A 12885-nucleotide genomic window follows, 5' to 3' on the forward strand; every position below is an offset into this window, starting at 1 on the left:
ATGGCCAACAACATAAGCTACGGTTTCCTGCGCCCGCGGCAGGAACGATTCTCGGATATCTCTCTGAACATCGATTGCGGCGGCGAGATCACTACGGTGGCCTTGGATTCCGGCGAGAAGCAGTCCACCGACCTCTCCTTATGGGGCCGTGGAAATGACATTGAGGTGAAAGCCGAGATGTCGATTGACCTCTCTGAGGTGATCGAAGACTGCGATCTTCCGCTCGCGGGTGCAGATCTCGGAGTCCTCATGCGTTGGCGTTGCCCAACTACATCGATCCGAGGTTTCGGCACGACCATTCCCGTTGTCGATGGAGCCAACCGTCCGAGTCTCCACATTCCAGGTGACCAGGTCGCGGGATCCGTGTCGGTGGAGCTCAACGTCGTGCTCCTGAGTAACCCGGTGGCCGACCCAGATTCCGTGGCCCCAGTGCAGCCTGGAAGCGTTCTCTGGTCGAGCGAACTCCGCATTCATCTGGAGGGAGTCGGATCTACAGTCCACACCAGCTCCTACAGCTTCGTGGACGCACTGGAGCTGGACCCCGGGGCCATGTGGAGGATCCATATGGAGTCGGACCCCGAGTTACACGTCACCCGAGCGGTGCGCGTCTGCCTGAACACCGCGAACAAGGTCACCAAGATCGCCCTCGACAACATCAACTCCGGAAAACCCCTCACCAAGGAGACCCAGATGTGGCAGAGGTTCCTCGATATCGACCTGCGCACACATATGGCGTGGTCGGCTCTGGGACTTTCACAGGAGCACCGCCTGAGCGAATTCGAGAACGACGAGGAGAGCCTCGGGCAGATGCTCCACGGAGTGCTACGGTCCTACTTCCCCGATGAAGATCCCAAAGCCCTGCTGCAGAAGGCGGCGGTCGACCCTGGGATGATTTCGGCACGCATCCAGAACAACTACGGCGACGAAGGGTAGTCGACCATGAAATCTTTCCCTATGCTCGACAACCGCTTCGCTGAGGACATAGTCCGCGCCTCCGTCGATGAGGCCAAGACGATCAGCACCCTCGCGGAAGAAGCCTCCACCAGCCATCCGAAAAGCCGCCTGTCCGAAACAGGACTGAAATGCGCCGGCGACGCCGACCTCCAGTCCCTGCGGGACGAAATTCTCACGGTGGCGGCAACCTACGGTTACCCGTACCGGACCAGTGAAAAGAGCAACGCGTTCTCCAAGTTCGACCGTGAGGCCACCCATGTCTTCCTGAAGCACGTGGATGCACCTGTCAACGATGCGCGTTCGACGGAACTGTGGAATTTCATCACCACAGTCCTTCTTCTCGACGTCGCCAGCTGGAGATTCCCGAACAACACCGGAAATCCCAAGTTCAACCGCTACCTCGGTTCCTCTCCGAAGAGCACATTCAAGAAGTTGTGGTGGCGTGGTCACGTTCTCGGTGAGCTCAGTGACCGTATCGGCGAGGATCAGTCGGTGGCGTTGCTGGAGCGCACCTCTGTCGCAGGCGACCCCCGTCTGCCCAAGGTGATCATCAGTGAGTTCACCGGCAGGACCGACACGAATTCCTCGTCGGGGAACCTCTCCGACCAGTTCCGCTCGACCATGCTCATCACCAAGGCACAGCTTGCCACCGTGTGTGTGGAGGCGCTCGACGATGATCAGGTCGCTCAACTGGTGCAGAATTGCGTGGACTCCGCCCTTGCCCGGTAACCTGGTCCCAGAGATCCCCGCCACCCACGGCGAGAACACCACACATGTCATTCTGTCAGCAGGTCAGAGGCAGTTTTGAACAGAGAGAAGAAGAAGATGTCGCCCGGAATCAAGGTCGCTCCCTCCGCCAGCCGTCTCACGGGTTCGCTGAGGGACATCGGCTACAGTTTCGAGTCCGCGGTGGCCGACCTCATCGACAACAGCATCGCCGCCGGCGCTGACAACGTGGACGTTCGCGTCAACTACGATGGCCGGAACTCCCGGGTCCTGATCATCGACAACGGTCGAGGCATGGACTCCGACGGACTCACGGAAGCTCTCCGCTTCGGGACGAAGCGGGACTACGGCACAGGTGAGCTGGGACGGTACGGCCTCGGTCTGAAGACCGCTTCGCTGTCCCAGTGCCGCCGAGTCGTTGTCTTTTCCCGGGACCCGAAGGACGGTCATCTCGGGGGGCTCTCGCTCGACCTGGACTTCATCGAGACCGTCGACGACTGGATGGTCACCTATCCGGAGGACAACGCCCTCGAGGAGTACGTCCACCAGCTTCTCCCCCACCCCACCGGAACCGTCGTCGTGTGGGAGAACCTCGACCGCCTGGTACCGGTGAAGAACCCGGACAGCAGCTGGGCCCGCCAGAAGTTCTCGAAGTTGTCCGACCGGCTGATCCAGCACCTTTCAATGGTCTTCCACCGTTTCCTCGCCGGCGACGGTGTCGACCAGGTTACGGTGACGGTGAATGGCGAGACACTCACCCCGTGGGACCCCTTCGCGACCGCTGAGGAACACACGCAACTCGTCAGTCGCGACGTCCACGACCTCCCGACCTCCACCGGGCAGCTCGGCAAGATCACCACACAGGCCTACTGCCTGCCCTCGCGGTCACAGTTCTCGACGCCTGAGGCATTCGAGGCAGCTGCGGGCCCCCGGAAATGGAACCGCCAGCAGGGGCTCTACATCTACCGTGCCAACCGGCTGGTCCAGTGGGGCGGCTGGGACGGAATCCGCACAATCGACGAGCACATCAAACTTGCCAGGGTCTCCCTGGACTTCGACACCGACCTTGACGACGAGTTCAACATCAACGTCGCCAAGATGCGGGTCACCATGCCCCACCAGCTGAAGAAGATGTTGGCGAGGACCATCGCCGACGTCTGCGCCCAGGCCGGTGCACGCTACCGGCGCGACCAGAACAAGGGAAACGGCGAGCAGGCGGACGGGCTAGACCGCCCCGCCGACTCGATCGGGATCTCCAACGGCACGGAAGTCGGCCTGGCACTGAAATCAGCAGCAGCGCAGTCCGGTCACTACGCCGCATTCCAGGAGATGTCAGAGGTCATCAAGAAGACCTCCCCCGAGCTCGCACGTCAGCTCGGCCTGTAGCCGGGGCCTTCAGCTGATCTCGTCCTCCGCCACGGAGAAGCGGTCGCACGAGGAGTAGAGCGGACACCCGCTGCAGAGCGGGTTCTTTATCTTGCAGTGGGCCTGCGCCACCTCGATGAGCCCCAGGTGCGCATCCCGTGAGCTGGTGCTCATCCCGAGCATCCGCGCCACGGAAATGCGTCCGTCGGTCAACTGGTTCCGTCGCTCCATCGGGATCGACTGGAACCGCGACGTCACCCGGAGTACTCCACGGGTGGTCACGACGGGTTCCTCGGAGGACTCCGCTCCCGACGCGTACGGTTTAATCAGGTCGATCATCTCGGCCTCCGCCTTGCCGATCGCCTTGATCACCGACCTGTCGATCTTCGGGCTCCAGAAGGCCTCGGGGTTCGAGGAGCACTGCAGGTGGAACTCACCGAGCTTCTTCGCACGGTTCTTCTGCCCGATTCCGTTGAGCATGTCCGTGAGCACAGCGACCGTCGTGTCACCTGCACCGGGGTCATCCCGGTCGGCCGGTGGCATTGACCGGATGACAGGCCAAAGCTGATCGACCAAGGTCTTCTTCATCCTTGACAGCACGATCTCGCCGACCGCGGCCTGCCACCGGTCGGAGCTCCACAACCAGGGAAGTACACGCTCGCTCGCCGGGCGGTCACGGAACCAGCGCCCGATCATCTCGGAGACCTCCCCCGACGAGAACTGTCGACGGACGTCCCTGTCGATGGCCTCCACCATCTTCTTCGCGATGGCGCCTGCCGCACGCGGGGGCACGGCATTCCCGATCTGCTTGAACGCAGCGCTCGGCGGTCCGTTGAAACGGAAGTCGTCCGGGAACGTCTGGATCCGAGCCGCCTCCCTGACCGTCAACGTCCGGGGCTGGCGCGGGTGGATGTACCCGTAACCGTCCTTGGCGATGTGGGCGGTGATCGTCCGGGACAGGTCGTGCTCGTCCAGTCGCTTGTACTTGTCGTCGTAGATGTCCGCACGGTAGCGCCGAAGGTGTTCCGGAAGGTCCGAGTACTTTGTGGAGGAATCCATCATCTCGAAGATCTGACGGTCGTCCTCACGAACCGGACGGGTGATGTGGTCGAAGACCTTGTGTGCGTCTTCGGGGAGAACCCGGCGACGGATGTAGTGCTGGAAGTCGGTCAGCGGCTCCCCGTACTCGGTCCAGCCGTCCGCACCTCCTTCGGGACGCCAGCCTCCCTCCACGTCCGGGAGATCACCGATGGCGTTCCACAGCGAGACCTTCTCCGGGTAGTCCGAGGGCCATTCGAACTCGAGCCGGTCACGGAAGGCGACAACGATCAAACGCTGGCGATGCTGGGGAACACCGTAACGCCAGGTCTCGATGACTTTCGCATAAACCGAATATCCCAGCTGCTCGAGCTCCTCGACCAACGAGCGGAAGATGAACATCTCGGCGTCCAGTGCCATGTCCGGCACGTTCTCCATGATGATCGCCTGCGGCCTGGCGCGGTCGACGATCTCAATGTAGGAACGCCAGAGCTCCCTGCGCTGGTCTCCGGGCTCACGCCGCCCTTCTTCCACGAGCTTCCGGATACCGTTGCGTCCGGCCTTCGAGAAGGGCTGGCACGGGGGGCCTCCGGCCAGTATCTCGATGCCGCAGTCCTTCATCAGTTCCGCCACCTCAATGATGGAATCTTCCGTGGAGAGGTCCCAGTCGACGGACATACCGGCGAAGTGGTGGGCGTGGGTCTTCACCGCCTCGGTGTAGTGGTCCACGCCGAGGACGACCTCGTACCCCGCCTCCTCCAGCCCCAGGGAGATTCCACCGGCACCCGAGAACAGGTCGGCTGCCAGGACCTGCCCCTGATTCCGCCGCCCACGGCAGTAGTCCCGGAGTTCATCCCGGGTGGCGCAGTGACCCGGATGCTTCGGCAACTTGAGGAACGGGCCCCTGATCTGCGTCACCGCATAGGGGTCCACGTCAGTTGCCTTCTCTTCGTCATCCAGAACTCCAGTCACCTCGCTTACCTTATGTGCTGCCCCGGACTCCACCTAGCTCGGGGAGACTTTTCGCTGCAGCAACAGCGTCGACCATCAGTGCCGCTAGCTGCGGACCCTCGCAGATTTCCTGTCGAATATAAGTTCGACCTACCGTGCCCTGAGATCCCTCCAGACCTCTTCGATCTCGTCGGCGACCTCCTCCACATCGTCATGTTCCCAGTAGTGCAGAGGAAGCCACCCCAATCGGCGGAGTTCAGCGTCCTTCTCAAGGTCCCGCTCCCGGTTGCGCGCCAGCTTCGTCTCCCACCACTCCCGATTGTTCTTGGGCAATGAACCGTGCACAGGGCAAAGGTGCCAGAAATAACCGTCCACGAATACAGCGACCTTCGCCCTCGTGAGCGCGATGTCGGGACGTCCGGGCAAGTATCCGTAGGAGACCCGGAACCGGAGGCCGCGGGCGTGGAGCTCCTGCCGCACCAGCAGTTCCGGTCGGGTGTCCTTCCTCGGCATACGTCGCATGGCGTCACGCACGTGGCGGTTCAGCGGCGCCGGGGAACCGCCGTTCGACGCTACCCCCGTCTCACCAGACTCCACCATAACCACCTCACCTACCTCGGTAACCTCATGCTAGACACCTCGCGGGCCCCACGCCCACCGCCGGTCTCCAAGAGCCGCGGTGCGAGGTCCCCTCCCCGACAACCCCTAGGAGCCGTCCCATGATCGTCACCACGACCAACAGCATCGAAGGCCGCGAGGTCGCCGAGTACCTCCGCGTCGTCTCCGGAGAGACCATCGCCGGCATCAACATGTTCAAGGACATCGGCGCCGGCTTCCGCAACCTCGTCGGCGGCCGGAGCAAGAGCTACGAGGGCGAGGTGACTCGGGCCCGGGAAACCGCAATCGGCGAGATGGTCCAGCGCGCCTCCGAGCTGGGCGCCCACGCCATCATCGGCGTCGACCTGGACTACGAGAACCTCGGCCAGGGCGGCATGATGATGGTCTGCGCCTCCGGCACTGCAGTGACACTGCGATAACCATCACCGACGGCGTCACGACATAGAGTGACAGTCGAGTTCGGAACACAGCCGCCCCGCGGCCTCAGCTCCGCACCCGCGTCGAGGCGGACATGACCCTCACGACCGCCCCTTCCTACGACGACGCCCCCGGCCCGCTCGACACGCTCGAGCCGCCGGCGCTCCCGGCGGCCGAGCCGTCCCCGGAACCGTCCTCCCCCAGCACCGCGTCCATGAAGCGGTGCGCACCGTCATCGTCCAGCGCCGCGCGGATCCACGTGTCCCAGTCGTGCGCGCCGAGGAGGTCGTAGCGGTAGTGCACGTTGTCCATGCCGCGCAATCTGGTGCGCAGCTCCAGTTCGCGGGTGAACACCATCGACCCGAACTCGAACGGACCACCCTCGAAGACCACCGCCAACGGGTCGGGCCCCAGGTTGCCCAGGTTCGGCACCCCGCTGGCGGCGTTGACCATCACCGGCATCGTCAGGTTCTCCAGGCGCAGCGTGGGATTGTTGTCCTTCACGCTGTCACCCGACGCCCACGGCACGGCGTGGTGTTCGGAGCGTCCGCGCGCGGAGATGTCCACTACCGCCTTCTGCGCGGGCATGCCGGGGTCGTAGAGCCCGCTCATCGCCCACACCGCGTTGTACTGCCCCGGGTACTTCGACGCCAGGTTCATCGCCCCGTACGCCCCGGAGCTCAGCCCGGACACACCGGTGCTGCCGCGTCCACCGTCCGGCACGCCGAAGGTGCCTTCCAGGTAGTCGGGCAGTTCCTCGGCGACGAAGGTCTCGTAGCGCACGGCGTCCACGTCGTCGAAGTCCTGCGTCCAGGTCCACGGGTCCATCACGGGGAAGACCAGGGTGGCGTCGTCGTCGGCGAGTTCGCGGTGCACCTTGATGGTGCTCAGCCAGCCGTTGGAACCGCTGTTGTTCGCCCCGTCGAGGAACGTGGCGACCTCCCTGCTCCCCGCCGTCAGTGACGGCCTGACCAACACAGGAATGTCCCTGTCCATGGCCTCGGAGTGGGCGGAGCAGCGTAGGGCCTCGGACGCCGCGATGCGCGTGCACCCGTCCGGCGAGATGCGCGGCGCGGCCGCCGCAGCGGCCGCAGCGTCCGACGTATCGGCGGCGGGGTCCGCCGCAACCGGCGGCGCGAGGGTGACGAACGCGGCGATCGACACGACCAGGGCGGAGAGGGACGTCCTGCGGGATGTCTTCATGGTGAGAGGCACAGTGAGGATCCTGGGGAAGAAGAGGAGAGGAGGAGAGTTACCCCAGGGATCCTACGAACGCCGCGGCACCGGCGCGACCGGAAGAGTCAGATTCGAGTCAGATCCGGTCCATGAAGGTGTACATGTTGCCCTGCTCGAAGGACGCCCGGCGCCAGGTGTCCCAGGCGTGGGCACCGATGATGTCGTAGTTGAACTCGATGTTGTCGCGTCCGGCCAGGGCGGCGCGGGCCTGAAACTCCGCGGTCATCACCATCGAGCCTGCCTCGAACGGTCCACCGCGCACCACCGTGGCCACGGGGTCGGGGCCCAGGTCGCCGGCGAAGTTCGTGATGCCGGTCGACGCACTCACGATGACCGGCATGGTCAACGCGTCGATGTTCAGCGTGGGGTTGTTCTCCGCGCGGACCTGTTCATTGGCCCACGGGGCCTCCTCGTTGCCGCTGTTCAGCGTGGAGGTGCCGTCGATCACGGCGCGCTGCACGGGCATGCCCGGGTCGTAGAGCCCGCTGAGCGCGTACACCGAGGAGTACATGTCCGGGTGCTTCGCGGCCAGGTTCATCGCCCCGTACGCCCCGGAACTCAGCCCCGTCACACCGGTGGTGCCGCGTCCACCGTTCGGCACGCCGAACTCGGACTCCAGGTAGTCGGGCAGTTCCTGGCTCATGAAGGTCTCGAACTGGGCGGCGGGCACGCCGTCCCAGTCCTGCACCCAGCTCCACGGGTCCATGGCGGGGAAGACCAGCGTGGCGTCCTCGCCGTCCAGGGCCTCCAGTGCCCCGCCGGCGGTGACCCAGCCGTTGGTGTCGGTGGAGTCCGCACCGTCGATGAACTGGGCGACCTTCGGGTTACCCTCGGTGTGGGAGGGGCGTACGACCACGTTGAAGTCGCGGTCCATCGACTCCGAGTGCACCGAGCACGACAGCGCGGCGGTGTCACCGTAGGGCGTGCAGCCCTCCGGGTCGGCGGCGGCGTTCGGCGCCACGACCACGGTCAGAGACGTCACCACGCCGGCGCTGAGGGCGAGGGCGGTGAGGCTCTTCTTCATGTTCTTCGGCTTCTGCAGCTTCTTCATTCGGGGAATCCTCCTGTCCGACGGCGACGCTACAAGGAGCCCTCGGGAAATAGCGATACCCCCGGGGGAATTGCCAGGGAACGCCAACATCATGCGTCACTGCAGTTCACAGCCATGACCATCAGTCACGGCACGGGTGATGCACGCGCCCCTACACTCGGGCCCATGAAGTTCCACGAGATCACCCTCCCGGTCCACGAGCCAGCGCGGTGGACCTCCTGGTTCGAAACCACCCTCCGCCGCCTCGGCGCCGCGCGTACCGGCGACACCGGCGACACCGTCCAGCTCGGCTGGACGGCACTGCGCTTCGCCGCCGGTGCGTCCGACCCCGCGGAACGGGGACACCACCTCGCCTTCGCGATCCCCACCGGCACCATCGGGGACGCCGCGTCCTCCATCGTGGCCGACACCGGGCGGCCCCTGCTCGAACTCGACGACGACGGCACCACCGTCAGCGAGCGCGGCGGGAACTGGGCCAGCCGTTCGGTCTACTTCGCCGGCCCGGAGAACTCCGTCCTCGAACTCATCGAGCACGCCGATCGACCTGTCCCACCCGCCCCGCAGGACGCGCAGGACGCCCCGACGCTGCTCGGCGTCGCCGAGATCGGCCGCGGCGTCACGGACGTGGCCGCCGCCGGCGACGACCTGGCAGGACGTCACGACGGGCGTCTCCCCCACGGTTTCGGGGATCCCGCACGCCGTGTGATCGCCGCCTACGGCGACATCGACGGCGCCGTCGTCCTCGCCCGCGACGACCGCCCGTGGTACCCGACCTCTGATGTTCTGCCCGCGACCGCCGAGGCGTCCTTCCGGGGAAGTAGCCCGGGGAAGTAGCCGGGGAATTAGATAAGGGAGAGAAAGAACCTCTGGACACCGGTCGGTAGCGTGCCCTACACTTCGCAGACATAAGCCACCCCTCACACGGAAGGATCCACCATGAGCATCTCCACCCGTCGTTTCACCCGCCTGTCGCGCACCGGCATCGCCGCCGTCGCCCTGGCCCCCGCCCTCGTTCTCGCCGCCCCGGCCGCCGTCGCCGACGAGACCGAGACCCCCACCACCGACTCCTCCGCCCCGGCACTCTCCGACGACAGCGGCGAGGACGAGGGCTCCTCCGAGGGCTCCAGCGAGGGTTCCGCCGAGGGCTCGCTGCCCGGCGACATCAGCTCCTCGGACGCCGCATCCTCGCTGGCCGACGCCGACTGGAAGGCCGTCGCCTCGATCCTGAGCGACGTGCTCGGCGGCGACGTGTCGCTGCAGACCATCCTCGACATCATCTCCGTGGTCAACGACGGTGACGCCACCGTCGGCGACGTGATCGGATCGGTCACCGGCTCCCTCGGCGGCGACGCCGGCGACAGCGACAGCGACAGCGACGCAGGAGACACCGACGCCGCCGAGTAGTCACCCGGCACGTCCTACCCCGCAGGGAGGTCACCGCACATGCGGTGTCCTCCCCTTTTCGTGCCCCGCACCGCCAGCGAGACCCCGACCAAAGCCACATAACGGTGCGATGTATTCTTTGATGCATGCATTACACACGCGAGAACCCGCCGGCGTGGATACCGGCGACACCAGAACGTTCGATCGCCGGCCGCGTCGCCGACGACCTCGCGTGCCAGATCGTCGAAGGAACCCTCGAGGCCGGGACCACCCTCACCGAGGTTGACGTCGCCGAACGCTGCGGTGTGAGTCGCACCCCCGTGCGCGAGTCCATGCTGCGCCTGCAGGCCTGGGGCCTGGTGCGCATCGCCCCGAAGAAGGGCGCCACCGTGACCGTGCCCACCGAACGCGAACGCCGTGAGCTGCTCACGGTGCGCTCCATGCTCGAGACCGACATCGTCCGACGCACCGCCGACGACCCGGCCGCCCGCACCCGCCTGGCCGGCCTGCTCGCCGACACCGTCGCCGAGCAGCGCGACAGCACCGACGACCCCGAGCGTTTCGCCGACCTGGACTTCGCCTTCCACTCGCACATCATCCACTTCGACGACAACCGGGTGGTCACCGAGATCTCCGGGCGGCTGGCCCCGCGTCTCGCACGGCTGACCTTCCTGGCCGTGCGCTCGATGGCCGGCAACCTCGACGCCGTCATCGACGAGCACACCGCCCTGACCGACGCGGTCTCCCGCGGCGACGTGAGCGCCTTCGAGGACCTCATCCAGGCGCACCTCACCGGGATGCACGGCCGTTACGAGGTGGCACGGTGAGCCCGAACCGCTTCTGGACGCTGCCCGTCCCCGCCGTCTTCCTCCTCGCGTGGGGCGGCAACCACTTCACCCCGCTGCTGCACCTCTACGAGAGCCTCGGCGGCTACGTCGCCTGGCAGGTCAACCTGCTGCTGGGCATGTACGTGTTCGGCCTGATCCCGGGCCTGCTCGTCGCCGCGGCGCTGTCCGACCGCTACGGTCGACGCCGCGTGATGCTCGTCGGTCTGGCCGCCGCCGCCCTCGGCAGCGTGATCCTGGCCTGCGGGATGACGTCCTTCACCGTCCTGTGCATCGGACGCCTGTTCGCCGGCGTCGGCGTGGGCGTGGGCATGTCCGTGGGCTCCAGCTGGATCAAGGAGCTCTCCGGCCGCGAGTACGACCCGGAGGCGAAGATCACCGCCGGCGCGCAACGCTCATCGTTGACGATCACCCTGGGCTTCGCCATCGGTGCCGGGGTGACCGGCTGCCTGGCGCAGTGGGGACCGTGGCCTGCGGAGACACCGTACGTGCTGCACCTGCTGCTCTGCCTGGTCGCCCTGGTGCCCACGCTGCGCTGCCCGGAGACGGTGCGGGCGCGTGCCGCGTCCGACGCGTCCGACACATCCGGGCAGGACGCCCCGTCGCGTCCCTGGTGGGCCGACCTGCGCCTGTCGCCGGACGCCCGGCGTCCGTTCCTGCGCATCATCGTGCCCGCCGCACCGTGGGTCTTCGCCGCGGCGGGCGTGGCCTACGCGGTGCTGCCGACCGTCTTCGAGCACCGTCTCGGCGACAACACCACCATCTTCGCCACCGTGCTGACGGTGCTCACCCTGGGTACCGGCTCGGCTGTCCAGCCCGCCGTCGGCTGGCTCAACCGGGTGACCCGCGGCCGTTCCCTGCCGACCGGACTGCTGCTGATCTTCCTGGGCATGGCGCTGGCCGCTGTGACGGCGGCGACGGGCAGTCTGCCGTTGGCCTTCGTCACCGCGGTGGTGCTGGGCGCGGCCTTCGGCATCTGCCTGGTGGCCGGGCTGCTGCTGGCCCAGGCGTTGGCCCGGCCGGACGAGCTGGCCGCGATGACCGGCATCTACCACTCGGTGGCCTACCCGGGGTTCCTGCTGCCCACGGTGCTCGCCGCGGTGACCGGCGGACAGGACTACGCGGTCTCGCTGGTCGTCGTCGCGGCCTGCGCCCTGGTGTGCGCCGGGGTGGTGGGGACGGGACTGTCCGCCTCGAGGCGCTAGGCGTACAACTGTGCGCTGCGGGTTTACCGTGGACGACGGTTTGGCGACACTGCTAGTCTGTGAACCCATCCACTTCACCGCATGAAAGTAGGGGCCATGACCCTCCCTCCCGTCTCCCGCCGCATCAAGGCGGGTCTCGCCGCCGTCGTCGTCACCCCCGCCCTCGTGTTCGCGCCCACCGCCGTGGCCGACACGCAGGACACCACCCCCACCTCCTCACTGCCCACCGACGTCACCGGAAGTCTGGGCGATCTGGGTGATCTGGGCAGCATCTCCGGCGGTCAGATCGGCACCGTGGTCACCGTCGTCACCGCCCTGCTGGACGCGGGCGTGAGCGTCGGCGACATCATCACCATTTTCACCGCCCTGCAGGATGCCGGGGTGAGCATCACCGACATCATCGCCGTATTCGCGTTCATCGCCAACACCCCGGGTGCCCTGGACCTCGTGCTGCGACTGATCGACGCCGACCTCGTCGGCACGATCGTCGACCTGATCCCCTGATCTGACAGATCCTGCCCGGGCCAGGGCCCAGCACAGAGCAACCCCGCAGGTTGGTTCGACCAACCTGCGGGGTTGCCGCGTCCGCGCCGCTCCACGCCCGACACCGCCCTGCCCCTAAAAATGGTGGCACCGGAACTAGTGGGTATGCCGCCAACTTATGCAGCGATGCTCTCAGGGAACTCTTGTTTCCCACATGAAAGTGACTCCCCATGAGCCTCTCTCACCGCGTCAAGATCAGCCTCACCGCAGCCGTCATCACCCCCACACTCGTCTTGGCCCCCAACGCCGTCGCCGCCGATCTCCCCGGCTCCGGCGACACCTCCGGAAGCCTCGGGTCACTCAGCTCGCTGGGTTCCCTGGGCAGCAGCGGATCCGGCACCACCCCGGAGGACCCCGACCAGACCACGTATCCCGACTGGATCGAGGACCTTCTCTCAGAACTCGACGGCTCACCGCTTCCGCCCCTGTACCTCATTGAGATCGTCAAACAGTTCAACGAACAGTTCGCCGCCTTGACCCCCGAAGAACAAGAAGAAGTCCTGGATCTCCTCCGCGAGTTGGGATACCTGGACTAACCCTCCCCCACACACAC

At 66.0% G+C, this 12885-nt stretch carries 14 protein-coding genes; 10 read left to right on the forward strand and 4 right to left on the reverse strand.

Annotated elements, in window-relative coordinates:
* The 3 genes from ACT3UN_RS07580 to ACT3UN_RS07590 all read left to right on the forward strand — a co-directional run bounded on the left by ACT3UN_RS07580 (position 1) and on the right by ACT3UN_RS07590 (position 3066).
* Positions 1 to 933 carry a hypothetical protein gene (locus ACT3UN_RS07580; protein ID WP_441582827.1) on the forward strand — a complete coding sequence of 311 codons (933 nt, stop codon included), beginning with the start codon at positions 1 to 3 and terminating at the stop codon, positions 931 to 933.
* A gap of 21 nt (positions 934 to 954) precedes the next feature.
* Positions 955 to 1683: a hypothetical protein gene (locus tag ACT3UN_RS07585; protein WP_444656840.1), complete on the forward strand. Its 729-nt coding sequence runs from the start codon at positions 955 to 957 to the stop codon at positions 1681 to 1683.
* 75 nt (positions 1684 to 1758) lie between these two features.
* Positions 1759 to 3066, forward strand: coding sequence for an ATP-binding protein (locus tag ACT3UN_RS07590; protein ID WP_444656841.1), 1308 nt, complete (start codon positions 1759 to 1761; stop codon positions 3064 to 3066).
* A gap of 9 nt (positions 3067 to 3075) precedes the next feature.
* Here ACT3UN_RS07590 and dcm read toward each other — a convergent pair whose 3' ends face one another.
* Positions 3076 to 5055 carry a DNA (cytosine-5-)-methyltransferase gene (gene dcm, locus ACT3UN_RS07595; protein WP_441582824.1) on the reverse strand — a complete coding sequence of 660 codons (1980 nt, stop codon included), beginning with the start codon at positions 5053 to 5055 and terminating at the stop codon, positions 3076 to 3078.
* Positions 5056 to 5184: 129 nt separating this feature from the next.
* Positions 5185 to 5634 (reverse strand): very short patch repair endonuclease, encoded by a 450-nt coding sequence (locus ACT3UN_RS07600; RefSeq protein WP_441582823.1) that lies wholly within the window; start codon positions 5632 to 5634, stop codon positions 5185 to 5187.
* Positions 5635 to 5753: 119 nt separating this feature from the next.
* On the opposite strand from ACT3UN_RS07600, the gene ACT3UN_RS07605 reads away from it, so the two are divergent.
* Entirely contained in the window at positions 5754 to 6071 is a 318-nt protein-coding gene (locus ACT3UN_RS07605) for a YbjQ family protein (protein ID WP_441579857.1), read from the forward strand.
* Positions 6072 to 6186: 115 nt separating this feature from the next.
* Here the strand turns inward: ACT3UN_RS07605 and ACT3UN_RS07610 are convergent, their stop codons facing one another.
* Positions 6187 to 7272, reverse strand: a complete 1086-nt coding sequence (locus ACT3UN_RS07610) for an alpha/beta hydrolase-fold protein (protein ID WP_444656842.1) — start codon at positions 7270 to 7272, stop codon at positions 6187 to 6189.
* A 109-nt stretch (positions 7273 to 7381) separates the two neighbouring features.
* On the reverse strand, positions 7382 to 8356 hold the full coding sequence (locus ACT3UN_RS07615; protein WP_441582821.1) for an alpha/beta hydrolase: 975 nt from the start codon (positions 8354 to 8356) through the stop codon (positions 7382 to 7384).
* A 165-nt stretch (positions 8357 to 8521) separates the two neighbouring features.
* Between ACT3UN_RS07615 and ACT3UN_RS07620 the strand changes: the two genes are divergently transcribed.
* From ACT3UN_RS07620 to ACT3UN_RS07645, 6 genes are all read left to right on the forward strand, one after another.
* Positions 8522 to 9190, forward strand: coding sequence for a hypothetical protein (locus ACT3UN_RS07620; protein WP_441582820.1), 669 nt, complete (start codon positions 8522 to 8524; stop codon positions 9188 to 9190).
* A 102-nt stretch (positions 9191 to 9292) separates the two neighbouring features.
* Positions 9293 to 9760: a hypothetical protein gene (locus ACT3UN_RS07625; RefSeq protein ID WP_441582819.1), complete on the forward strand. Its 468-nt coding sequence runs from the start codon at positions 9293 to 9295 to the stop codon at positions 9758 to 9760.
* A gap of 125 nt (positions 9761 to 9885) precedes the next feature.
* On the forward strand, positions 9886 to 10566 hold the full coding sequence (locus ACT3UN_RS07630; RefSeq protein ID WP_441582818.1) for a GntR family transcriptional regulator: 681 nt from the start codon (positions 9886 to 9888) through the stop codon (positions 10564 to 10566).
* Positions 10563 to 11789: an MFS transporter gene (locus tag ACT3UN_RS07635; protein ID WP_444656843.1), complete on the forward strand. Its 1227-nt coding sequence runs from the start codon at positions 10563 to 10565 to the stop codon at positions 11787 to 11789. Before ACT3UN_RS07630 ends, ACT3UN_RS07635 begins: the two co-directional genes overlap by 4 nt.
* Before the next feature lie 96 nt (positions 11790 to 11885).
* Positions 11886 to 12293 carry a hypothetical protein gene (locus ACT3UN_RS07640; protein WP_441582816.1) on the forward strand — a complete coding sequence of 136 codons (408 nt, stop codon included), beginning with the start codon at positions 11886 to 11888 and terminating at the stop codon, positions 12291 to 12293.
* Between the two features lie 209 nt (positions 12294 to 12502).
* Positions 12503 to 12868, forward strand: a complete 366-nt coding sequence (locus ACT3UN_RS07645) for a hypothetical protein (protein ID WP_441582815.1) — start codon at positions 12503 to 12505, stop codon at positions 12866 to 12868.
* Positions 12869 to 12885: the final 17 nt, after the last annotated feature.

This window comes from Corynebacterium sp. AOP12-C2-36, assembly GCF_052379185.1.
Lineage (GTDB): Bacteria > Actinomycetota > Actinomycetes > Mycobacteriales > Mycobacteriaceae > Corynebacterium.

Excerpts from the sequence above, each read along its gene's own strand:
- ACT3UN_RS07645 (WP_441582815.1), top strand. The coding sequence starts at position 12,503 with ATGAGCCTCTCTCACCGCGTCAAGATCAGCCTCACCGCAGCCGTCATC.
- ACT3UN_RS07600 (WP_441582823.1), bottom strand. The coding sequence starts at position 5,634 with ATGGTGGAGTCTGGTGAGACGGGGGTAGCGTCGAACGGCGGTTCCCCG.
- ACT3UN_RS07640 (WP_441582816.1), top strand. The coding sequence starts at position 11,886 with ATGACCCTCCCTCCCGTCTCCCGCCGCATCAAGGCGGGTCTCGCCGCC.
- ACT3UN_RS07585 (WP_444656840.1), top strand. The coding sequence starts at position 955 with ATGCTCGACAACCGCTTCGCTGAGGACATAGTCCGCGCCTCCGTCGAT.
- ACT3UN_RS07610 (WP_444656842.1), bottom strand. The coding sequence starts at position 7,272 with ATGAAGACATCCCGCAGGACGTCCCTCTCCGCCCTGGTCGTGTCGATC.
- ACT3UN_RS07605 (WP_441579857.1), top strand. The coding sequence starts at position 5,754 with ATGATCGTCACCACGACCAACAGCATCGAAGGCCGCGAGGTCGCCGAG.
- ACT3UN_RS07580 (WP_441582827.1), top strand. The coding sequence starts at position 1 with ATGGCCAACAACATAAGCTACGGTTTCCTGCGCCCGCGGCAGGAACGA.
- ACT3UN_RS07620 (WP_441582820.1), top strand. The coding sequence starts at position 8,522 with ATGAAGTTCCACGAGATCACCCTCCCGGTCCACGAGCCAGCGCGGTGG.
- ACT3UN_RS07625 (WP_441582819.1), top strand. The coding sequence starts at position 9,293 with ATGAGCATCTCCACCCGTCGTTTCACCCGCCTGTCGCGCACCGGCATC.
- ACT3UN_RS07630 (WP_441582818.1), top strand. The coding sequence starts at position 9,886 with ATGCATTACACACGCGAGAACCCGCCGGCGTGGATACCGGCGACACCA.
- ACT3UN_RS07615 (WP_441582821.1), bottom strand. The coding sequence starts at position 8,356 with ATGAAGAAGCTGCAGAAGCCGAAGAACATGAAGAAGAGCCTCACCGCC.